Raw genomic sequence first — 23196 nt, forward strand, 5'->3', positions numbered from 1 at the left:
TATATTACAAAGAAATAGCAAAATTTATATCCTAAAGGACGGAATTGCCTACTTTTATGCTGATGGTGGACTAACCGCAACTAAATTAGGTAGACCGTCGTAGACATAGCTTTAACTTTGCTTTAATTTCAAAGCCTCAGTAGCCGATACACCCTCACCCTGACTGCCGAAATACCACAAAGCCGTAGCAGCCTCAGCACGAGTTACTGGTTTTTTGGGTTGAAACAGAGTCGTATAACCAAACACCCGACGAATATTCGATTGTTCGCCATTCTGATAATCAGCCAACACTGCTCTTAAAGCCTTAGAGTCAATTTTCGCTGCGTCTTGAAAACCCCAGGTTTGTTTGACCGCATCTAAGTTAGCAGAGGGTAAAGCTTGGCGAGTATCTAAGGGTAATTTCCACAGCAGCAACTGTTCCCGCGTTAGAGGTGCATCAGGACGAAACAAAACTACTGTAGAATCTCCAGACAAAGGACTAGGAATTAAACCAGCTTCAGCTAATCCCTGAATTGCTGGGAAATCAGGGTCTTTTGCTGACACATCACTAAAGGCTGGTTGAGTATTTTCTGATGCCAAACGAATCTGTTTAGCTGGATTATTGCTATACACAGCATTGTTAGCAGCAATTAGCCAACGGGCATATTCCCGATGTGTAACGGTTTTACTGGGTTCAAACTGATTAGTTGTGGTAGTGGAATTGCTCTTAGTTGTCTTTGCTTCTATAGATAAAACACCTAATGCAGCCAAGTCTTGGATATGTTGCTGCCATTCTTGTGGTGCCTTATTCAGATCGTTAAATACCTGAGATTTAGGAGTGGCTGTAGAGATTGTTTGGTTATTAGCTGTGCTTGGTGGCTGTGCTGCCAAGTTTGTCGGTGGTATTGGACCAATGAACTGTGAATTTCCCGGTTGAGGAACGGCGTTAGCAGTTTCGTTAGGATTTGTAGTTGAAGTAGGTTGTGCTGTTGCAGTACTATTCGGTACGTAATCAATCAGTAATTCAGTCGCTGTTTGGGGTTGATTAGGTGTGGCGTTAGTAACTACTGATTTGGGCTGAATGGAAACCTTCAACAACAAATCGTTGCGACGTGCCTCAAAAGTGCTTCCTGTATCATCTGTCGGCTGTTGTAAAATCTGCCAGTTATTTGTTTGAAAGTGGCTGCGATAAAAACTAGCAATAAAATTACTGGGGTCAGAACTTAACCAACGAGTTGAGATTTTGTTTTCTGAGCCGCTAGCAGGTGTAACTTCCTGTAGCTTGGCATTGGAATATAGTGGGATATCTTTAGGAAAATCAGCTGGTAACTGAACAGTTGATTCGTTTTGCTGTGCTTGCGGTTGGTTACTCTGAGATTCTCCAAAGACAACTGGATTGCTTTGCAGTTTCGGATCTGCCGCCAAAGATTCCTCAAGGTTTTTGGCGACTGGACTATTAGCACAGGCTGTTAACGAAGTGAGTATAACAGCCCAAATTAGAAATACAGCTGGACGTTTACAGGGAAGCACAGGAAATCACAAATTGAGTTTCAATTCCTACCCTAGCGCAGACTGTCCATTAAATGGGAATGAGGCATGGGACATGGTTATTCTCCTTTATTCCCCTGCTCTCTTCTGACTATCCATATCACTAAAAGACACTACCGACTTACTACGTCTTCTTCCTAAATGTCTATTTAAGTGATGATATCTCTAAAAATGAGTAAACGGTAGCAAAAGCTACCGTATTGTCTTCGTTTTACAGCCATTAGGTTTTGATAATTCCTATGCTTATTTATAGAGTTCCCTAAAATTCTGGAAAACTAACATTTTTGGAAAAAAACATAAATACACCTGAAATCCTTGCTAGATAATAGTTTTATAATTTGAAAGTTCGTAGTCAGGACTTTAGTATTTAGATGAGGACTAGAGCCACCGACTACAAACCAATCGATACTAGATTGTGAACCAATCTTTTAGAAAGTTATCTAAACATCCAAGTTGTAGAGCAGATAACTGATTGATAACTGGTCAAAAAACAGTTTAGCTAGCAAAAGCTGGAATCTACTTCCAGATGCACTGGTTGTAATGCGATGCCTACGGCGGGCAAAGCCTACGCCAAGCAACTGAAGTGATAGACTTGGAATAAAGCTCCCCTTAGCCTCACCCAAAGAGGGGAATAGATCGAGTTCACTAACACTGGCTGACAATCGATTCTGAAAATTATTCATCTGACGATGGTAATGTGAGTCAGGCAATAGCTGAAAAATGCCAGTGTTAAACAATTCCAATAACTTAGCGTAAGTTCGTTATTCTTGGCGACTGGGGTAATCGGTAAAGCAGTCAAGTGTCGCAGCAGTTTCCTTAGTATCTCTAAATTGATTTTCTGGAGAAAGTGCTACTTGTGCTGTAGTCAAGAATTTCTTGACAGCCTCAAAAGCAGTGAGTGCTTTCTCTAAAAGTGCGATAGCCTCTATGTTATCCAAAACTTTCCCTCAATCAACCCATCCCCTGTTATTCTTGGATAGGGCTGTGGTTCATTTTAGGAAAGCTGGAAGGTGCGCTTCGCAAGTTATAGAAATAGTACAGAGTTGGCTTTGGCTGTTTGTCCCAATCCTAGTTAATAATTGGCTAGAAGCGAAAAAGACACGTCATCAAATGCACTGGCGGTTGAGAAACCCTCTACAAACTTGGTCTGAACAGTTAACAGCTTCCTGATAGATTAGATACAATTAGCATCTGTGTTTACTTGGGCGATCTGCTCAACTTGATATCGTGCTGCACTAGCCGATTTGGCATACTACTAAGCCTTTCAGCTGCTGGCTCTGGCGAAAATTTTTGATTCAGGGCAAATTAAGACTTATATTCAAGGGGCTTGGGTGTTTCTTGGAGATGAAGTTCACCAAAAGGGAGCAAAAGGCTGAAAAAGACATGTTTGATGTCAAAAACGCAGATCGGATAGGAGTATGAAAATCTAAAATAGATATTAAGAAGAAAAAACAACGACCATCGACAACCGTCAGTCCTTTTTACTTTCTGTAAAGCGTCACCGGGTTGTTACCAGTGCTGAAACACGATTACATGCAAGTTTCCCAGGATCAGCCTATTTATTCTGAGGCTCCACTCCAGCTGTTACTATTTGTCGATGGACGTCCCAAGTCCCGTCAACAGGTGCAGCGAATACGTGCTTACCTAAAAGAGTTGCAGGCTGAGTATAGTTTTGAACTTCAAACTATTGATGTTGGTCAACAACCTTACTTAGCAGAACACTTTAAATTGGTAGCAACGCCAGCTTTAATTAAAATTCACCCGGAACCACGGCAGGTTTTGGCTGGAAGTAATATCATAGCGCAATTGAAAAACTGGTGGCCTCGCTGGCAAGCCGCTGTAGACGCCTATTTGAAATTACAGGAAGACTTACAAGAACGGATAGACGATAATGCTAGGGTGACATCACCCAAATCCACTATCCGTTCAGTTGCTGTTTCTGCCGAACTGATCCGACTCTCAGACGAAATTTTTCGCTTAAAACAGGAAAAAGATAACCTCCAAGAGCAACTCCAGTTTAAAGATCGGGTGATTTCCATGCTGGCACACGATCTCCGCAATCCCTTAACTGCCGCCGCGATCGCCATCGAAACTCTCCAATCTAACTACAATTTAGAAACAGGCCAATTTCAGCGCCTCAAACCATCCTTAACGGCGCATCTATTAAAACAAGCCCGTAATCAAACTAAGATCATCGATCGGATGATTGCCGACCTTTTGCAGGTAGGTCGTGGCAAAGATACTGAGTTTCCAATTTTACCACAAAAAGTACAACTAGGTAAACTGTGCTTAGATGTACTAGAAGAATTGTGCGATCGCTACACCGCCAAATCCCAAGAGGTCGAAACAGATATTCCCAACGACTTACCTTATGTATATGCTGACCCAGAACGCATCCGGCAAGTGCTGGTGAATCTGTTGGATAATGCCATCAAATACACCCCAGAAGGTGGCAAGATTAGCATTGCCGGATTGCACCGCACTACCCAAAAAGTTCAGTTTAGTATTGGCGATACCGGGCCTGGTATTCCTGTAGAGAATCGCGATCGGATCTTTGAAAACCACTTCCGCCTGCAACGGGATGAAGGTACAGAAGGTTACGGCATTGGTCTTTGTTTATGCCAACGCATCGTTCTAGCACACTATGGCCAAATTTGGGTGGATTCTGCCCCCAATAACGGAGCATGGTTTCACTTCACACTCCCAGTTTATCCTTCTTAGGTATTGACAAATGACAAATGACAATTTAAGAACTTGAGACAAAGCGATCGCGTCCCCCGGCCTTTGCTTGGTAGAGTGCTTTATCTGCCAGCACGATCAACTCTGAAGGTGAAGATTCCCAAGTCGGGACAACAGTTGCCACACCCATACTGAGAGTGACGTGCTGGCTGACCGCAGAACCGTCATGAACAATTTGCAAATCTTTAATTCCCGCTTGAATGGCGGCGGCAACGTGAAGTGCGCCAGATGCAGGAGTGTATGGCATAATCACAGCAAATTCTTCGCCACCATAACGCGCTACTAAATCCTGATGTTTTTGTGCCTTAAGGCTTAAGACAGCACCCACCTTTTGTAAACATACATCCCCTGCCGGATGGCCATATTTATCATTATAAAATTTAAAAAAGTCGATATCACACAAAATCATTGACAAGGGAAATCCCTCTTGTGCGAGATTAATCCATTGAGTATTGAGATAATCGTCAAAGCGGCGACGATTAGCCAACTCAGTTAAGCCATCTACATTGGCAAGGTGATGCAAAGCTTCGTTTGCCGCCTCTAACTGTTTGTATACTTGTGCTTGCTGTAGCAGTCGGCGCAACCGCTGGCGTAATACAGGCCAGTGAATTGGCTTAGTAACATAATCAGTTGCTCCCGCTTCAAAAGCACGGTTTACAGATTCCTCATCGTCCAAGCATGTGATCATCAAGATGGGAGTGCGCTCCCATATCTTGGAGATGACTGTATTGTTAAGAGTCGAGTCAGTATCAAAAGTGGCAAGGGCTGAGATTAAATTATTCCTGGCAATTTGGAGCAAGTGCTTACAGCAGGTAAAGCCATCCATCACAGGCATTACAGCATCTAGCAAAACTATATCCGGTTTGATAGTCTCGTAAGCATCTAAACATTGCTTACCATCATTAACCTCGACCACTCGATAACCTTCTTGTTCCATTGCTTTACGCAACAATACCCGGATGGTCTTGTCATCATCAGCCACTAGAATCAGTGGTGGTTGCTTAGAAACAGAAAATGGGCTTATGCCTGACATGAGTTGCCTTCCACTTGCGGAACTATCCTGAAAAAGGCTGTGCAACTCAATCGCATGGGGGCGATCGCTATTTTCATCAATGCCAGGATTTGCGGCAAAGGCGTGTCTGGCTTCACAATCAACTGTTTTTTGACAATGGACTGCCCAATGTTGTTGGGCCAAGCAAGCGGTAGATAAATAAGTTGCATAGACAATCTGTAATTGGAACACGAAGGTAATTGCTACCTTTTTGTTCAGCGATGGTTATGGGAGAAAATGTTACTTTTATATTTCCCTATTGTTAAAGTCAAATTACGATTTTTTTGAGAATTACAAATACACACCTTAATTCTTTAGTTGCGTAGTTAGTTGAGAAACTTAGCAATCCAGAGCAAGGCAATTGCCAAAGTTCCCTCAGAAGATAGTTAATACTAAATACTAATATCACCTAACTGAAATTTTTTAGTCTATTCGACAAGGCTTGCTGAGGTTTAGTACAATTACATAAGATTGGGATTTAACTTAGTTTAAAGCTTTATTTTCAAGTCACTCTATAACAATTTAGTTCTCGCCATAAACCCCAGAACCATAGTTTTGTAGTTCGTACTAAATTCTGTTTTAACGGACTATAACCTTTTATCAGTCGTTTTTAGACAAATGAGTGCTATTAGACTCAGAATTCATTCTGAGGCGGATGAAAATCAAATCGCGCTGCAAGTCTTTCGGAGTTAATAAATGAAGTTAATTTTTTATTTAATTAGCTTCAGTATATCTAGTTATCTAAAAAATGAACTGTTTTTTTTGAAAATTAGCAATTTATTAGCTAAAATTAGATGTTACTACCATATACTAAATTAAAATTAATATTTTGCACAACTAATCCTCTAACTGCTTTACAGACAGCACAGAAAAGTGCTATCTTTTTGACTACCCAAACAAGGAAAAGTTCTTACAAAAATAACCTAAACCTATTGACATTCGCTAAATCTTTAAAATGCCAGACTCATTAATGTATCAGCAGGATAATTTTGTTGTTCTCGAAACAAATCAACCAGAACAATTCATGACACCATCAGAGTTATTAGAAAAGCTCAAAACAACTCTTCAACAACTCATAATTCAAGATTTGCCGCCTGACTTGCAAAAATTTGATACTGTGGAAGCTCAAGCACAATATTTACTCGATACTAGCTGCAAATTAGATATTAGCCCTGGGCAATATTTACAGTGGTACGCAGTTCGTTTAGAAAAGTAAGTTTTTGGTTAAGTGCTTAAGAGAAGCCCAAAAATTTTAAGATTTTATATCTAAGTAAAACTTGCTGCCCAAATTCCCGACTTCTTGAAGAAGTTGGGAATGCAAATCGCGGGGTAATTCCAAAAAGAATAATTACTAATTCATAATTCATAGTTACGACACTGTACAGTAGACCACACACTCATCAAAAATTTAGCGGTCAACAAGAGAATGCAGAGTACAGTAGCTACAACTAATTGTAATTATGAATTATTAATTATGTTGATTGTTGTAAACAGATGGGTGACAACAAGTCATCAAGGAATGAAGTTTGGGTAACGAGAATTTTTGCTCTTGGCTATTAACTAGTGACTAGTGATTCTTTTTGAATATTGATTAGCGCTAGCTCAATTGTATTTTCAGATGGCTGCGTTATTTGAATTTCCAATCCAGGACCAAAATAATTGGTCATTTTTTCATGCTTTTTTTGCCACACATCAATTGGTATTAGCGGTGAATCAAATTCTAAAATTAGGGCATAGCTTCCATTAACTTCTGTTTCTCGTAACCCTGTGACTGTTGGACGTTCCTGGTCATTGGGACTCAAACCCAGAAAAGAAAGTGTTGTATCTAGATGAGCATCTTGACCGTAGCAATATCGGGTAATGTCTTTGCGAATTTTATTTTGCGTATCAGTTGCTTGCTGCTGGCGCAGTATCAATGCTGACGGTGACGTAGTTTGGGTAAATGGTACTGGCTTAAGTTCATTAGCTTTTAGCGCCAGTCCTCCCAATAATAGAGGAATCCCGTAAAAAAATCCGACAAGATTGAGTGTGGCATTATTATCAGCATAGGCGACGAAACCAATGATGGTTAATATGCCACCGATAGTTAGACCGAGTGTTCCTAGCGAGATTTGGCGTAGCATGAGCTTAAATTACGTATAAAGTCTGAATATCTTAGTTTTATTATCATCGGCGATGAGCAACAAATTACGAAAGAACATCGTCTCCAGGCGCTAGTATTAAATCATTGCCATATTAAGGCGGTTAGAAACCGCACGCCAGTTGCTAAAGAGCCGGAAGGGAACACACCAAGAGCGAACAAGTCAGGCATTTTTGCCCAAAGCACAAGCTTCGTTTAAACGAGACTTTACCCATTTTTGGCTTTGTGATTTTCAAACACTCAATTTTTCCTTAGTCTACTATTTGCGCAGCATCTCGTAGGGAAGGCAGGTAGCTCTAAGTTGACTACTAACGGCGTATAGTGTGCCAGAATATTAGATTTTGAGTTAACTTTAAATTTAAAGGTAGTTAAAGATAGGAAAAAAATAATGGATTTACAGACTATAAAAGAACGGATTGTCGCAGTTCAAAGTAAACGCGATTACCTATTAAGCTTACTGGAGCAACCAAACCTGGGAACTTTGAGAATTGACGTAAATCAGGCTTTGGAAGAACTGGATGAACTAATTGATGAATTTACACGCACTATTCCGGTAGAGTAGAAGTTATCAAAAATTACGTCGGTTTAACCTCAACTTCAGGCTAGACCGACGTTATTCACTAGTATCATGTCTTCAAATCCCCAGAATTTAACTAAGCTTGAGTTGACGAAGCAATAATTACTCCATCATTTATCCTGCCAGTGAACCATCTCCTGCACGATGACCCAGCTGCCTAACTAAGGCAATAAGTTCGCTTGTCGGTACATCTTTCTTACAAACGTCATCAAAGCTAGACATTGCCTTTGTCCCGTGAAAATTGACATCTTCCACTGAGGAGTAAGCAAGTATCTGGGTATTTGGAGATATAGCTTTAATGTGACTAGACGCACTCCAGCCATCCATGACAGGCATCTGTAAATCTAGAACAATTACGTCAGGATGGCAACGTTTAACCATTTCTATAGCTTCTTCACCATTACTGGCTAAACCTACTACTTGAATATTTTCCTGACATGAAAAAACCAATTGCAAGGTTAAACGAGTCAGTTCGTGATCGTCAACTACTAAAACACGCAAGGTAGAAAGCTCGCAGGATAACATTAACATTGAGGGGAAAGACAAATTTATTCAGAGTAACCTCTCCAGTTTATGAGAACAAGTGCCAGCACTAACTCTATCCTATGGTTGAATAATACCAATTCAATTAATGATTGCAACGTATCCTTGGTTCAAGACGCGATGAATCGCGTCTCTACAAGATGTTCTATTTGTTACATTCTTTTTTAAAATTGGTATAATTTGTGTGAACCTATGATGATAAAGAACTTAGACAACTGCTCAAAAATTCAATTTTTGGAAAAAAACTAAGTTGATCTAGTTGTCAAGGTATAAGTAACTTATTTTTTAATCAATCAGGTTGGGAGGACACCAGTTGAGCGTAATGCCATGTTCATGAGAATTTTTTGTGAATTAGCTTCTGGAGAATCATCATAAGGACGCCGTTGAATGTAAGTACCATCAGCTTGTAATTCCCAAGCTTGGCGATTATCTGCGAGCATAATTCCCATAATTTCTTGCAAATCTTTAGCAATATCTGGGTCTTTTACTGGGGTAATTACTTCGACTCGGCGATCTAGGTTGCGGCGCATCCAGTCAGCACTGCCGATATAAATTTCCTCCTGTGTATTGTTATGAAAATAATAAACTCGAGAGTGTTCTAAAAAGCGACCGACAATACTGATGATGCGAATATTTTCACTAATGTCTTTGATTCCTGGGCGTAAACAACAAACACCCCTAACAATTAAGTCGATTTGCACTCCGGCGCGGGAAGCTTCATATAAAGTGGCGATAATTTCTGGATCGACTAGGGAATTCATTTTGGCAACAATCCGTCCAGAAAATCCATTTTGAACATTTTCGATTTCGCGGTAAATTAATGCCAAAAAGCGATCGCGCATATTCACAGGGGCAACCAGCAACTGTCGATAAGATTTTTGCAGGGAATATCCGGTTAAGAAATTAAATAAATCTGTAATGTCAGCACCCAATTCTTCACGGCAACTAAACAATCCCAAATCTGTATACAGTCGTGCCGTTTTCTGGTTGTAGTTACCTGTGCCAATATGCACGTAGCGACGTATCCGGTCTTTTTCGCGCCGTACCACCATGACGGTTTTACTATGGGTTTTTAGCCCGACTAAACCATAGACGACATGAACTCCAACTCTTTCTAGTCGTTTTGCCCAGTAAATATTATTCTCCTCATCAAATCGCGCCTTTAATTCCACTAGCACAGATACCTGCTTGCCATTTTCAGCAGCGGCAATTAAGGCGTTGACGATGGGCGAGTCACCAGAAGTCCGGTAAAGGGTCATCTTAATGGCTAACACATTCGAATCGTAGGCAGCATGGGTAATAAAGCGCACTACTGTAGCCGAAAAGGATTGATAGGGATGGTGTACTAGTAAATCCTTTTCTCGAATTACAGCAAAAAAGTCTTTTCCTTCGTCCGTCTCCAGCGCATCTGGGTCTAAACTCGGTTCTCTCAGCCTTTGCAGGCGTAACGGTACAACAGATTGGCGTGGTGGATCTTTTAGTTCCGGCAATGGTAGGGACATAAAGTACATTAAATCCCGCAGTCCCAAAAGACCATCTACCTCGTAAACATCACTTTCTGTTAATTCCAAATCATGCAATAATCGCGATCGCACTATTTCCGGAGTCTGGGATTGAATTTCTAGCCGGACTGGACTTCCACCCAGGCGCCGTTTTCGCAATTCCTGTTCGATCGCTAACAACAAATCATCTGCTTCATCTTCTTCTAAGACCAAATCGGCATCACGGGTAATGCGGAACGGATGATATTCTTGAATGTTCATCCCCGGAAATAGTGATTCCAAGTTATGAGCGATCGCCTGTTCTAAAGGTACTCCAGTCCAGTGGGCAGGTTTTTCGCTGTTCTGATCTCCCAACTCAGACGGTATCGGTAAAAATCGTGGTAGAACGCTAGGGACTTTGATTCTGGCAAAAAATTCTTCTTCGGTGTCTGGGTTCTTGACCACAACAGCCAGATTTAAACTGAGATTAGAAATAAACGGAAAGGGATGACTAGGATCGACAGCCAGAGGAGTCAAAACTGGAAAGATTTGTTCCTCAAAATAGCTGTTGAGATGAGTCCGCTGCTTTTGATTTAAATCTATGTAATTCAGAATATGAATGCCATGATTTACTAGGAGAGGACGAAGCACTTCCTCAAAATGTTGGTGCTGTTTATTGACATGGGGAGTGAGCGTAGACCTAATATCGTCTAGCTGTTGTTGTGGTGTGCGACCATCGGGAGTTAACAGGCTAACTTTTGCCTCTACTTGTTGCTTTAAGCCAGCAACGCGCACCATAAAAAACTCATCTAAATTAGAGTTAAATATTCCCAAAAACTTAAGACGTTCCAGAAGTGGGGTGCGATCGTCACAGGCTTCATGTAATACCCTGGCATTAAATTCTAACCAGCTTAACTCTCGGTTAAGATAATATTGTGGATCGCTGAGATTGATGGGGGTAGCGCTTTTCTTAGATTTTGCCATAATGACCTAATGCCAGGCAGATGTAGCCCATTGAACTGGGGGACAATAAATATAGTAGGTTAAATGGTGCTTGAGGTTAACGCTAAGGCAATTTTTTGCTGTGCTTACGATCTACCTCGCTACTGGGAAAGGACAGATATTATAACTTTCAAAAATCTATTTGTATTTAAATAACTTTAGTCAAAGACTCAAAAATCAACTTGTGTAGACACGAAAGCCAACATTCTTAAAAAATTTTTGGGTGCTTTGCGCGATCGCCTTGGGTATCTTCCAGATAACCACCCTATCCACTTAACCTATAACTAGATTTTATAGCCGTTTTCAATTTTGTGGAATATGGTATTGGCGTATAGTTATCTGCCCTTTCAAAATATTGCATCCATAGAATAACTGCGATCGGACTGGGATTCAAATCGTTGCCCACAGCATATTACCTATAAAGATGCACTTAAGATTTAGTAAAGATATGACTATGTCATATCTGACAAGTTTTAACGAATTATTAAGCAGTGTTTACAGGGGATTGGGGCATTGTAAGCAGTCTAAAGGCTTACCTCCAAGACTTTATGGATTTAGCTTTCCAAAACTCAAAGTTTGGTAGTCATTGCCACAACCCTCATACAGACATTTATTGGGCACAAGCCTTACTGCAACTCTATTTTTATGAGGCATTTGAAGCTTTTATTCAGAGCCACACCAATACTTCCATCCATTAGTTTTTTTAATTTATGACCTCTGCAATTTGTCAAAACTTCAGTATTATTTCTGAGAGGTTTCTGGCAGGCAATGGTTATATTGAGAACGTAAAGAAAAACAACACGGGGAGTTTGTTAATCATGAAAATTTCTGCAATTGTCAAAGGAAGCATCTGCTTGTTGGGTTTGGTTGGCGTTGGTAATATCCTGGCTGCGCCAGCAAGTGCAGATCAAGGGCAAGCTTCTGCTCGGGGTGCGGTTACAATAGTTAGACCATCAGGTTCTTCTCTCAGCATCAGTGCTGAGTTAGTTGCAGCTCCGGGTACAGACTTTACCGCACTAGATGTTGTTGTTAATGGTGGTGCTGATATGGGTACAAACCAAGAAGTTGCCACAGGCCTGACATTAACCCCAACTGCTGGAGCAGTTTCAACCACACCTCCCACCACAATTTCAGCAGCTATTGCAGCAGCTATTGCAGCCAATGCTCCTACAACTGTTGAAGACTTAGCAGCCCTTGTCAGAGCAGCTGGTGCTGGTGGCGGTCTAGACTAAATTGAATTTATTGCCTCGTAAGTACTTACAAAATTTTTAACAACTGACGCAACAGTTGAATAAATTAATAGATCGTAGGGAGGAGAAATAGCAATGCTATATCTGTTCCCTATATTTATTTTGTGGCTCAGATTCCCGGCTTCTTAAAAAAGTCGGGAATCTTGTTGTATGGGTCTTTCGTAGGGGCGTATAGCTGTCATTGGTGTCAATCTAACGTTAAAAGGACAGTTAGAAACCGTGTCTACACGAGGGTTTATCCACCTCCGTAGGTTCAAAGCCTTAATTTTTCCTTAGTCACCGAGGACGGACTTTGTTTGTGTAGCCGTGAATTCTATTCGCTGGGACTTAACTTAACATCAATGCACATCTATGTGTACCTACTGAAAATGCTCCTTATGATGCCTTTACATAACTCTAATGATATCAATATAAACCCTGAAACTCTCACTGAATAATGAGTAGAGAGCTTGCGTAAAAATACGAAGCCTCAAAATGTCCATCTTTAACAAAACCCCTCACAACAAAGGTTCTATATTTTTCTACACTGAAAAAATAAAAGCAAGAAAAAAGGTTCTTTCTCTACTTCTACTGGGCGATGCATATTCTGCAATGCCAAGCAAAATTTGGGAACGAGCTTAAGACGAAAACATGAGGGGTTTATAAAACATGAATAATTTTTCTAATAAATTATCTATACTTCTTCGGGGAACTATCTGCTTATTAGGTATATCGAGTGTGGGAAATTTTCTAGCCACGCCAGCAAATGCACAGCAAGCCAGTGCTCGTGGTGCTGTTACTCTGATTAGACCTTCTGGTAGTTTTCTCAGTGTGACTGGGGAGTTAATTTTACCTTCTGGCTCGGATTATAGCGGAGGCATCACAATTGCACCAACTTTTGGAGGCATAGCAGGTGGAAATGATGAAACCATCACTAGTCTGACTATAACCCCAGGAGTAGTTAAAACTACTACACTCTCTAGCCCAAACTCATTGATTGATGCACTAACAATTTCGCCAAATAATAGTCTTTCCATTGAAGATACAACAACTCTAATCCGAGCAGTTGGTGGTACTAATAGCTTAGGTGCTTTAGATTAAACTGATTTTTTCAATCGAAAGGTTTACTTCCCGGACTTCTTTGAAAAGTCGGTGAGCTTCCACATTTTTCTAACAGTGGTAGTCGTAGGGTGTGTTATGCTGTTAGGCTAACGCACCGTTTTTATAATCTATTGCGGTGCGTTCGCCTAACGCTATAATGTACTCTATTGGTTAATTTCTCTACTGTATCAATTTAGGGTTGTTAGGCCACTACAAAATTGGATATTTTTTAATTAACAGCGACTAAAAACTTGGGTGGCGTTACATTAATATTAGGTAAATCCAAAAAATAAATTATCCAATTTTTGGAATCAAAACAGCTTTTACTTCCGCTGCTCTTTGCCCTAAAAGCAATGGGATATTTTTCATTTAGAAGTCTCTTATCAAAACCGATAACCTCCTTGAAGCTTGAGGTCGAATCCATTCTCGCCTGTACCAATTTGAGTTTCTATAAATACACTATTATCGGGAAAATTCTGTCTCAGAATGAGTCCATAATTGAAGCCAGAAACTCGGCTGCTCAAACCCAAAATATTAACACTATAATTTTTTAGATAAATACCAGCAGAAATATTTCTGCTGACTTTTTGTAAACCCTGAAATTCAAAGAAAAATTCTTTGCCTATCTCTAAATTTGCCTCCAAATTCAAACCATGACTAGTACCAAATTCTCCATTGAAAAGGCCTAAAAACTCTCCATTACTATTCTCTTCAATATAAGCAATACTAGGAGCTAAGGAAAAACCAAAATTTCTTTCTTGATGCTGATATAAATAACTTAAAAAAGTTGAAAAAGGATTATTTTTATTAGAGGCGCTATTCCAGTTAACTCTCAAGTATGGTACTTGAGTATTAACAGCTACAGGCTTTTTGGCTGAATTTAAGCGCACATCAGTTTTAATATAGTTGACAAGTAGATTACTATAGATACCTACAGTTGGTTCTTCTATTCCTAAATTATTATTGGAAACCCCTGGTGCCGAGTTGGCATCTACATTAAACCACGTGCCTAAATTGGCAGTATAGTTAAAATTCCCAGAAGTACCTGCGGCTAGCAATTCAACTGTTGGTAAAGATAGATAACCGTTAAAGTTATTAAAACTAACACCTATTTTGTCAACTCTAGTGAGTTCCATGTAATCGAATGCTAAATCCGCAGCTCGTACTTGGAGTGGTATTATCGTAGTATCTTCTGAATTAAATTGCTGTACAAATTGTTGCCCTTGGGAACTGGTCAAAATTACTTCTACAGCGGAAGATTCATTAACAGGATTAATGGAAGTATCATTTAAAGGAATTGGGATTCCAATATAAGTTAGAGGGCCAAATTTCTCATTAGAAAGATTGAGATCGGAAAAAAATGTATTGCCTTCATTTAAAATAGAAATATTTCTTTCAAGAAACTGGACTGCTCGTTTGTGGTTTCCCGTTCTTACTTGCAAGATACTGGAATTCTTAGGGGTGACTTGACTGGGAAGTGTGTAAGTTCCAGATACTTGCTCTAGTCCACTACCTGTATTAGCGTAGGATAAGGTACGATTTAGCCTGTTATTGATTTGTCTTCTTTGTTCAGGCGTCGCAGATGTATTTAAAGGAGAAAAACTTTCTCCTTTCTTAAATTTTTCTTTTGCTTCTTCTAAACCTTGTTGAATATTATTAATTTTAATAGCTTCAAAGACTCCACCTAATAGCAAACCTAATGTAGAGTTTACTGATTGGATAGCATCGATGCTAGTATCGCTGAATTTACCTGTTATTGATAATCCAGGAGCAGAAAAAATATTAGAGTAAGTAGCTTTAACTGCCACTGGATCGTATTGAATTAAACTGCGATTATGAGGATGGCTAACATACAATCTGTGCCAATCAGAACTTTCTTGAGTTTGAGAGAGTGTCTGAAATTCAGGTTGTCTTCTCCCTAAAGATAACCACATTAAAGAGTTAAAATAATGAAAGTCTTTCTGAGGTTGAGAAAGAAAAGGATTGACTGCTACATTTAATAAATCATAGTTATCAAATTTGCCAAGTTGAGCAATCTTAATACCTGGTAAAGAAGAGATAGGAGCATTAAAACCAAAACCTTCTCCTGTCAAGATATTTCCCCAGGAGATACCGGTGGCTTCTAGGGCACTATTAGGAATGATTTCGCCTATCTTGAGTTTGACATTTCCATCATCTAGTAAAGGCTGTATATTCGTCGTTGGAAAGCCTTGCAAAATTTTAGGGGCATTGACAGCATCTAAAGCTTGAAATAAAGCTTGTCCACCGTTAACACTCAAAGTCGAGCCACTACCAATATTTGGTATAGGATTTCTTAGGACTGTGACATTAGGATCGTTTGCGTCAATTGCACTATTAATGATAACTCTGCCAGCAGGTATCCCTTCAGGATTTACTAGTTGTCCTGCTATTGAGGTTATGGAAAAATCCTGAGTATCAACGTCTCCAAATAAATTCTGAAAATCTGTAGGTATAGCGAACAGAGTTTGCAATCCCCAAAATGCCTGCTGTGAGGTAACATTTTGGGTAATATAAGTATTAGTTTCTCTACCTTGATAGAGGATACCTACTTGATCTCCTTTAGTTTCAACTACTACTCTATTCTTATCGAGAACCCAATAAAATTGGTCAGCTTTTGGAAATTTAGCATAGGTAAGTTTATTAATAATCTGATTGTCTCCAGAAAATCTTATACTTATATCCGTATCTATATAATTTTCATCATCATTTGGCTTAAATAACTCCGTGGAAAAAGTAAGGTTATCTGTTGGGTTAACAATCCAAGGATACTTATTGGCACTAAATGTAAGGGCATCAAGGATAATTTCTTTTTGGATTGCTTGTGGTTGCTTTTTTGTTCTGCGTAGTTTTTCTATTAGTATTTCTTGCTGAGGTGTGTATGGTTTTGATGGATTTGAATTTGATGGTTGAATTGTATTTGGCTGAGGCTTTTCTTCATCTTCTTCAGGTAGTTTAGGAGGTTTATCTTTGTATTCTTCAATTGGGATAACGTCAGCAATGATTAATTGGCGTAACTGTTTTGGTTTCTCTAGGTTAGAGTTAGACTTTTTTAAAGCCTGTTTTAACAGTTCTTGGCTTGGTAAGTTATTTGTTTTTCGATCGGAATTTATTAATGACTTGTTATGAATAGCGATTAAATCAATATTGTTTTGCCTGTTTATGCTTAGAGCGATCGCAGATAATTTAATAAATACAATTTTGTATATAATCGTTGAAGACAATAAACAAATACCAATAATTTTTGCTTTTTTTCTCAATCTCATTAGGGAGATATTGATGCTTTTTCGATTTGGATTTTTCAATGTTTTCAGAATAAAAATTTTGGCGATTCAAACTATGTGAGCATTGGCTAATGTCGAAACTTAACCATTATTTAATACTTGACCTTTGAATTGATTATTGATTTATTTGATTCGATGGATTCAACAGTGTTTCAGTAAATATAGATAGTTAAAAAAGTTTGATTTCTGATCCTGGCGCAAAGAATAAAATAGGATTAAGCAGATTTACTGCAACAAGAGTGTAATTCTTGAGCAAAAATTCAACCTCAGCAAAATCACCACAACTCAAAAATTGAACTATGGTTTAACCGTATAAATACTTAAGTTAAGACTATCAGCTTCACAAATAGAATAAAAAATATACTTTAGATACTCGCTGTATTCTGCAAATTTGATACACTTGCTGTTTTCTAGTGGAGTTTATTTATACATCCGTAGTACACTGATTTAGCGAATAGAGACTACCTTAGTCATGTAGTGGAAATACTAGAGCGATATTTCACAATCAGCCTCTGTGCATCGATACTGATGCAGATAAATTTCGCATTAATGTAAAAGCCAGTTTTCCTGAGAATTCCGACACAGTAGAAGAGGATCGCATCGACCTAGAATGGTTTAGTCCGCCTGGTAAATTACTCCGGTAAACTTACTAAATCTCCTCTGTCTAATAAATAAATCTAATCATGGACAGTAAATAATATCAGTCCTAAACTTGTCTACACTAGGATTAGTGCGATGTCGGGTGGTTCCTGAGCGTAGCCGAAGGGCTACGCCTACGTAATAAATTTGTGGCGTAGACAGGCAGTGGCTGATAAGAGCTTGTTGAAAAAGTTGTAAAGTATACTCAAAACCCTCTTCAAATTTCTCCCTGAAACGGAGCGAGACTTTGAAACGCCGATTATCTTGTAGGCAAAGGGGGCTGGGAGAGTTAAGTTTCTAAGGCTTAGATGTTACGAAAAATACTTTTCAAACATCCTTTAAGAATCGCTTTTAACAGACTTTCCTGAACAGCCAAAGGTAAGGAAAGGATTAAGAATTATTAAAAAAGTTAAGCTATTTTTCAGATAATCACGCTAATGACTGAATATCACATTTATATTTATTAAAAAAAGTTAATGAAACCTAGACATATTGATACAGAAATAGCGAGGTTAGAAGCCCTCCGGCAGTATCAAATTCTTGACACAGAACCCGAAGAAGCTTATGACAATCTTGCTCGGTTAGCGGCTTTTATTTGTGGCACTCCCATATCTTTGGTAAATTTTATTGATGAAAACCGTCAATGGTTTAAGGCAAAAATAGGTTTAGATGTATCAGAAATGCCTCGGAGTGTTGGATTATCTTATCTTTGCCAAGAGCAGCGTCATGTTGTGGTGGTTCCTGATACCCTTGTTGATGAGAAGTTGGCTAGTAATCCGGTAGTAACAGGCTATCCATATATACGGTTTTATGCAGGTGTACCCTTAATTACTCCGCAGGGAGATATGCTGGGAACTCTGTGCGCGATTGACCAAGTTCCACGACAACTAAGCCAAAAACAAGTGGAGGCGTTGGTGGGTTTGAGTCGCTTGGTAATTGACCAACTCGAACTTAGGCGTCATGTAAGTGAGGTATCTAAAGTTACTGAGAAACTAGTGGTACACGAGCAAGCAGCCCGCGCCCAATCTGAAGCCGCCAAAACCCGCATCACCAATCTTCTCGAAAGTATCACTGATGGTTTTTTTGCCCTAGATCAAAAGTGGCAATTCACCTATATTAATGGTCAAGCAGAAAGGCTATTACAAAAAACTTACAATGAGCTTTTGGGTCAAAATATCTGGGAGGTGTTTCCAGAAATTATCGGCACAACATTTGATTGCGAATATCGCAGAGCAATCTTAGAACAGGTTAGTGTCGAATTTGAGGAGTTATATCTGCCACAGCAGCAGTGGCTTAAAGTTCACGCCTATCCAGCAAAAGACGGCTTGTCTGTTTATTTTCAAGATGTTACTGAACGACGGAAAACAGCAGAAGCACTACGAGAAAGTGAAGAACGTTGGCAATTAGCATTACATGGTAATAATGATGGTATTTGGGATTGGAATCTCAAGACTAATGAAGTGTTCTTCTCAACTCGATGGAAGGAAATGCTCGGCTATAAAGACCACGAAGTTTCCAACCGTTGGGATGAATGGACAAAACGAATCCATCCTGATGAGCGAGATTGGGTACTTCAGGCTTTCCAAGACCACTTTGCCAAGAAAACACCGTTTTACGTCTGTGAATATCGAGTCCAGTGCCAAGACGGCAGCTATAAATGGATTCTAGATCGAGGACAGGCACTTTGGGACGCATTGAATGATATAGTGCGGATGGTTGGTTCTTATACTGATATCACAGATCGCAAGCGGGCAGATGAAGAATTAAAGCGGCAAAATCTGCGATCGCAACTATTTGCCGAAATCACCCTAAAAATTCGAGACTCTTTACAAATAGATGAAATTCTTCAAACCACTGTCACAGAGGTACAAAAATTACTGCAAGCTGACCGGGTGTTGATTTTTCGACTGGAACCTGACGGTTCGGGAACAGTTGTACAAGAGGCAGTGCTGCCTGGTTGGCCGGTAATTTTAGGAAAAAATCTTTTTGATCCCTGCTTTAAAGAAGAATATATAGAAAGATATCGCCAGGGAAGAGTAAGTGCCCTTGAAGACATTGAATCTGCTCATATCCAACCATGCCATCGAGAATTTCTTCAGCAATTTGCTGTCAGAGCTAATCTGGTAGTGCCGATTCTTGTCAGGGACGATATTTGGGGCTTATTGCTAGCTCATCAGTGTAGCGCACCTCGACAGTGGAATCAGTTTGAAATGGATTTGTTACAGCAATTAGCGAACCAAATTGGGATTGCTTTATCTCAGGCACAACTATTAGAAAAAGAAACCCAGCAAAGTCAGGAACTTACTCGTTCTAATGCGGAATTAGAACAGTTTGCCTACGTAGCTTCCCATGATTTGCAAGAGCCATTGCGGATGGTAACTAGTTATTTACAACTGCTGGAGCGGAGATACAAAAACAAACTGGATGCCAATGCAGATCAGTTTATTACATACGCAGTAGACGGGGCCAGCCGGATGCAGACCCTAATCAACGATTTGTTAAACTATTCCCGCGTCAGTACCCGTGGACAGCCTTTTGTGCCAGTTGATTGTAATGTTGTCTTAGAACAGGTGCTTGCTAATCTGCAAGTGGCGATCGCAGATCGAAAGGCAGTTGTCACTTACGATACTCTACCTCAAGTGATGGCTGATGCTACCCAATTGACACAAGTATTTCAAAACCTGATTGCCAACGCGATCAAATTTTGCGATCGTCAACAGCCATTAATTCACGTTGGGGTCAGCAAGGGAGATACAGGTATATTAGATGGAAAAAATTTAAATTTTATCCCCTCGGAGGATGAATGGTTGTTCTCGGTGCGTGATAATGGAATTGGTTTGGAATCCCAATATACTGAACGTATTTTTATAATTTTTCAGCGCTTGCACGGTAGAGACAAGTATCCTGGTACTGGAATCGGTCTGGCAATTTGTAAAAAAATTATCGAACGCCACGGCGGCCGGATCTGGGTTGAGTCGAAACCGGGTCAAGGCTCGACTTTCTCCTTCACAATTCCAGATAGAGCAGGTAAGCAATGGTTAACACCATAACAGCGATTATGCCTATTGAGGTTTTGTTAGTAGAGGATAATCCTGGCGATGTCCAACTTACACGCATCGCCCTAGAAGACAGTAAAATCTCAATTCACTTGAACGTAGTCGAGGATGGTGTAGAGGCAATGGCATTCTTGCGAAAACAGGGAAAATATGCTAAGTTACCTCATCCAGATATTGTACTGCTCGATTTTAACCTTCCGAAAAAAGATGGACGAGAGGTATTAGCAGAAATAAAAGGAGATGAAAACCTCAAACGAATTCCTGTAGTAGTTTTGACGACTTCCCAAGCTGAAGAAGATATCCTCAAAGCCTATAACCTTTTTGCCAACTGTTATATAACCAAGCCAGTAGATTTCGATCAATTCGTTAAAATTGTCCAATCAATAGAAAATTTTTGGTTTGCGATCGTAAAACTGCCGCCGGAGTAGTGGAAATGGCAGGTAAAAATATTATTAAAGTCTTGTTAGTAGAAGACAACCCTGGTGATGTCTTATTGTTACAAGAGTTATTTAAAGAAGTTACCACAGTTGTAGTTGAGTTAATGCCCGTTGAACGGCTTTATGAAGCAGTCAACTATCTGACAAACGAAATTTTTGATGTAATTTTGTTAGACCTCTCCCTACCAGATAGCCAGGGATTACAAACCTTTGTCATCGCTCACAATCAAGCAAAAGCAACTCCAATCATTGTGCTGACGGGTATAAATGATGAAACCCTGGCAACTAGCGCCATGCAACAAGGAGCGCAAGATTATTTAGTGAAGGGGCAAGTAACTGGTGACTTGCTGGTGCGATCTATGCGTTATGCCATCGAACGTCAAAGAGCAGACAACGCACTGCGGCAGAGTGAGGAGCGATTTCGGGTTGCTCTTAAAAACTCCCCAATCTTTGTCTACAACCAGGATAAAGATTTACGGTACACCTGGGTTTATAATCCGCCATCTGGATTGACAGTTGAGAAAATATTGGGCAAGCAAGACTTAGATATCATTCCAGTAGAAGATGCTCAACATCTGATCGCAATTAAACGTGGGGTGCTAACTACAGGCATAGGAACGCGAGAAGAAGTATCAATTACCGTCAAAGATACAACGCGATATTACGATTTAACTGTCGAGCCACTACGGAATGAAACCCAAGAAATTGTTGGAGTGACATGCGCCAGTATAGATATTAGCGAACGACAAGCTGCACTACGCGATCGCAAATTGGCAGAAGAAAAAATTCGCGAACAAGCAGCATTACTAGATGTCACCACAGATGCCATTTGCGTCCGAGATTTAAACAATCAAATTATCTTCTGGAACAAAGGCGCAGAAACACTTTACGGTTGGCAAGCTACAGAGGCTTGGGGGAAAAATGCTAGCGAACTTTTGTATGACGAACCTTCACCGGAAATTGAAGCAGCTCTATTGCAAGCTATTAGTAAAGGTAAGTGGCAGGGCGAATTAACAAAACTTACTAAAATGAACAAAGAAGTCCTTGTGGCTAGTCGCTGGACTCTGGTATGCGATGAACAAGGAAAACCCAAATCAATTCTTACCGTTGACACAGATATTACCGAGAAAAAGCACCTAGAAGCCCAATTATTTCGCGCTCAACGCCTGGAAAGTATTGGGACTTTAGCTAGTGGTATTGCTCACGACCTCAACAACATCCTGACACCGATTTTAGCAGGAGCGCAACTGCTACCGCTAAAATTTCCTAATGCAGATGAGCGGACTCGTCATCTCCTAGAAATTTTAGAAATTAACGCTAGACGCGGTGCTGATTTAGTCAAACAGGTACTGTCCTTTGCGCGGGGTGTAGAAGGGAAGCACATCACTTTGCAACTCAAACATATAATTGTGGAAATTGCCAAGATTCTTAAAGAGACCTTTCCCAAATCGATAGAAATCAGCACTAATATACCGCAAGATTTGTGGATGGTTTCTGGAGATAGTACTCAACTGCATCAAGTGCTGATGAACCTCTGCGTTAACGCCCGCGATGCTATGTCCAATGGTGGTACTTTGAGTATCTCTGCCGAAAATATGTTGATTGACGCAAATTATGCCCGCATGAACCTAGAAGCCAAAGAGGGGCCTTACATAGTGATTACTGTCTCCGATACTGGAGTTGGGATTCCGAAACAAATGCTAGATAGAATTTTCGAGCCATTCTTTACTACAAAAGATGTCGGACAAGGCACTGGTTTAGGACTTTCCACAGTATTGGGGATCGTTAAAAGTCACGGAGGTTTTGTGAACGTGTATAGTGAACCGGAAAGTGTCACTAGCTTTAAGGTTTACTTGCCAGCAGTGGGGGGAATAGAAACACTCAGCCCCGAAAATTTGCCACCACAGACAGGACATGGAGAATTGATTTTGGTTGTGGATGATGAAGCCGCCATTCAAGAGATTATGACAACATCATTAGAAGCTTACAACTACAAAATCTTAGTTGCCAATGATGGCATTGAAGCGATCGCACTATATGCTCAAAATAGAGACAAAATTAGTGCCGTCCTCATGGATATTATGCTGCCCTCGCTGGATGGTTTAACAGCCATACGTACCTTGCAAAAAATCAATCCCCAAGTCAAAATTATTGCCAGCAGTGGACTTATGTCTGACAATAAGCTCAGTGCAGTAGCAGCCATTGGCGTCAATACGTTTTTGTCAAAGCCCTATACTGTCAACGAATTATTGCTTTCTTTGCAGAAAGTATTATCATAAATCAAATATTTACGCAAGTATACCGTTAAGTCTGAGTATAAAACGCTGCTTTGTTAAGTGGGTGCAAATTGCTTGAATTTAATATGATTGAGC

General features: G+C 40.0%; 16 protein-coding genes. 8 read left to right on the forward strand and 8 right to left on the reverse strand.

The genetic code is table 11. From position 1 onward, the window contains the following. Positions 1 to 111 precede the first annotated feature (111 nt). From AC1F2U_RS01475 to AC1F2U_RS01485, 3 genes are all read right to left on the reverse strand, one after another. On the reverse strand, positions 112 to 1509 hold the full coding sequence (locus AC1F2U_RS01475) for an S-layer homology domain-containing protein (protein WP_480259520.1): 1398 nt from the start codon (positions 1507 to 1509) through the stop codon (positions 112 to 114). A gap of 458 nt (positions 1510 to 1967) precedes the next feature. Further along, positions 1968 to 2210 (reverse strand): hypothetical protein, encoded by a 243-nt coding sequence (locus AC1F2U_RS01480; RefSeq protein WP_480259521.1) that lies wholly within the window; start codon positions 2208 to 2210, stop codon positions 1968 to 1970. 78 nt (positions 2211 to 2288) lie between these two features. After that, positions 2289 to 2465 carry a hypothetical protein gene (locus AC1F2U_RS01485; RefSeq protein WP_480259522.1) on the reverse strand — a complete coding sequence of 59 codons (177 nt, stop codon included), beginning with the start codon at positions 2463 to 2465 and terminating at the stop codon, positions 2289 to 2291. 577 nt (positions 2466 to 3042) lie between these two features. Between AC1F2U_RS01485 and AC1F2U_RS01490 the strand changes: the two genes are divergently transcribed. Then, the gene (locus AC1F2U_RS01490) at positions 3043 to 4248 is read left to right on the forward strand and encodes a histidine kinase (protein ID WP_480259523.1); all 1206 of its coding nucleotides are present in this window, start codon (positions 3043 to 3045) and stop codon (positions 4246 to 4248) included. Positions 4249 to 4273: 25 nt separating this feature from the next. On the opposite strand, the gene AC1F2U_RS01495 is transcribed toward AC1F2U_RS01490, so the two are convergent. Continuing rightward, complete coding sequence (locus tag AC1F2U_RS01495; RefSeq protein WP_322737812.1) at positions 4274 to 5299, reverse strand: PleD family two-component system response regulator; 1026 nt, start codon at positions 5297 to 5299, stop codon at positions 4274 to 4276. Between the two features lie 973 nt (positions 5300 to 6272). Here AC1F2U_RS01495 and AC1F2U_RS01500 point away from each other — a divergent pair. Continuing rightward, positions 6273 to 6533 carry a CRR7 family NDH-1 assembly protein gene (locus AC1F2U_RS01500; protein ID WP_334815565.1) on the forward strand — a complete coding sequence of 87 codons (261 nt, stop codon included), beginning with the start codon at positions 6273 to 6275 and terminating at the stop codon, positions 6531 to 6533. A gap of 340 nt (positions 6534 to 6873) precedes the next feature. Here AC1F2U_RS01500 and AC1F2U_RS01505 read toward each other — a convergent pair whose 3' ends face one another. Next, a complete protein-coding gene (locus tag AC1F2U_RS01505; RefSeq protein WP_480259524.1) occupies positions 6874 to 7440 on the reverse strand; it encodes a DUF2854 domain-containing protein in 567 nt (188 codons plus the stop codon). 405 nt (positions 7441 to 7845) lie between these two features. Between AC1F2U_RS01505 and AC1F2U_RS01510 the strand changes: the two genes are divergently transcribed. Next, the gene (locus AC1F2U_RS01510) at positions 7846 to 8019 is read left to right on the forward strand and encodes a hypothetical protein (RefSeq protein ID WP_094348556.1); all 174 of its coding nucleotides are present in this window, start codon (positions 7846 to 7848) and stop codon (positions 8017 to 8019) included. A gap of 129 nt (positions 8020 to 8148) precedes the next feature. Here AC1F2U_RS01510 and AC1F2U_RS01515 read toward each other — a convergent pair whose 3' ends face one another. Together AC1F2U_RS01515 and ppk1 are read right to left on the reverse strand one after the other, a co-directional pair. Continuing rightward, positions 8149 to 8565, reverse strand: coding sequence for a response regulator (locus tag AC1F2U_RS01515; protein ID WP_480259525.1), 417 nt, complete (start codon positions 8563 to 8565; stop codon positions 8149 to 8151). 305 nt (positions 8566 to 8870) lie between these two features. Beyond that, a complete protein-coding gene (ppk1, locus tag AC1F2U_RS01520; RefSeq protein WP_480259526.1) occupies positions 8871 to 11042 on the reverse strand; it encodes a polyphosphate kinase 1 in 2172 nt (723 codons plus the stop codon). A gap of 836 nt (positions 11043 to 11878) precedes the next feature. Between ppk1 and AC1F2U_RS01525 the strand changes: the two genes are divergently transcribed. Together AC1F2U_RS01525 and AC1F2U_RS01530 are read left to right on the forward strand one after the other, a co-directional pair. Further along, complete coding sequence (locus AC1F2U_RS01525; protein WP_480259527.1) at positions 11879 to 12292, forward strand: hypothetical protein; 414 nt, start codon at positions 11879 to 11881, stop codon at positions 12290 to 12292. Positions 12293 to 12958: 666 nt separating this feature from the next. Next, positions 12959 to 13390 carry a hypothetical protein gene (locus AC1F2U_RS01530; protein WP_480259528.1) on the forward strand — a complete coding sequence of 144 codons (432 nt, stop codon included), beginning with the start codon at positions 12959 to 12961 and terminating at the stop codon, positions 13388 to 13390. A gap of 383 nt (positions 13391 to 13773) precedes the next feature. Here the strand turns inward: AC1F2U_RS01530 and AC1F2U_RS01535 are convergent, their stop codons facing one another. Beyond that, a complete protein-coding gene (locus AC1F2U_RS01535) occupies positions 13774 to 16632 on the reverse strand; it encodes a hypothetical protein (protein ID WP_480259529.1) in 2859 nt (952 codons plus the stop codon). 1175 nt (positions 16633 to 17807) lie between these two features. On the opposite strand from AC1F2U_RS01535, the gene AC1F2U_RS01540 reads away from it, so the two are divergent. From AC1F2U_RS01540 to AC1F2U_RS01550, 3 genes are read left to right on the forward strand one after another with little or no spacing between them, the layout of a single operon-like run. After that, complete coding sequence (locus AC1F2U_RS01540; protein ID WP_480259530.1) at positions 17808 to 20381, forward strand: GAF domain-containing protein; 2574 nt, start codon at positions 17808 to 17810, stop codon at positions 20379 to 20381. Then, a complete protein-coding gene (locus AC1F2U_RS01545; RefSeq protein ID WP_292814634.1) occupies positions 20366 to 20815 on the forward strand; it encodes a response regulator in 450 nt (149 codons plus the stop codon). The genes AC1F2U_RS01540 and AC1F2U_RS01545 overlap by 16 nt, the downstream gene beginning before the upstream one ends. A 5-nt stretch (positions 20816 to 20820) precedes the next feature. Continuing rightward, positions 20821 to 23103: a PAS domain-containing hybrid sensor histidine kinase/response regulator gene (locus AC1F2U_RS01550; protein WP_480259638.1), complete on the forward strand. Its 2283-nt coding sequence runs from the start codon at positions 20821 to 20823 to the stop codon at positions 23101 to 23103. Positions 23104 to 23196 lie beyond the last annotated feature (93 nt).

This window comes from Nostoc sp. LEGE 12454, from assembly GCF_056620565.1.

Coding starts and splice junctions, on each gene's coding strand:
- AC1F2U_RS01540 (WP_480259530.1), top strand. CDS start 17,808: ATGAAACCTAGACATATTGATACAGAAATAGCGAGGTTAGAAGCCCTC.
- AC1F2U_RS01500 (WP_334815565.1), top strand. CDS start 6,273: ATGCCAGACTCATTAATGTATCAGCAGGATAATTTTGTTGTTCTCGAA.
- AC1F2U_RS01525 (WP_480259527.1), top strand. CDS start 11,879: ATGAAAATTTCTGCAATTGTCAAAGGAAGCATCTGCTTGTTGGGTTTG.
- AC1F2U_RS01545 (WP_292814634.1), top strand. CDS start 20,366: ATGGTTAACACCATAACAGCGATTATGCCTATTGAGGTTTTGTTAGTA.
- AC1F2U_RS01530 (WP_480259528.1), top strand. CDS start 12,959: ATGAATAATTTTTCTAATAAATTATCTATACTTCTTCGGGGAACTATC.
- AC1F2U_RS01495 (WP_322737812.1), bottom strand. CDS start 5,299: ATGTCAGGCATAAGCCCATTTTCTGTTTCTAAGCAACCACCACTGATT.
- AC1F2U_RS01505 (WP_480259524.1), bottom strand. CDS start 7,440: ATGCTACGCCAAATCTCGCTAGGAACACTCGGTCTAACTATCGGTGGC.
- AC1F2U_RS01480 (WP_480259521.1), bottom strand. CDS start 2,210: ATGAATAATTTTCAGAATCGATTGTCAGCCAGTGTTAGTGAACTCGAT.
- ppk1 (WP_480259526.1), bottom strand. CDS start 11,042: ATGGCAAAATCTAAGAAAAGCGCTACCCCCATCAATCTCAGCGATCCA.
- AC1F2U_RS01515 (WP_480259525.1), bottom strand. CDS start 8,565: ATGTTAATGTTATCCTGCGAGCTTTCTACCTTGCGTGTTTTAGTAGTT.
- AC1F2U_RS01550 (WP_480259638.1), top strand. CDS start 20,821: ATGGCAGGTAAAAATATTATTAAAGTCTTGTTAGTAGAAGACAACCCT.
- AC1F2U_RS01510 (WP_094348556.1), top strand. CDS start 7,846: ATGGATTTACAGACTATAAAAGAACGGATTGTCGCAGTTCAAAGTAAA.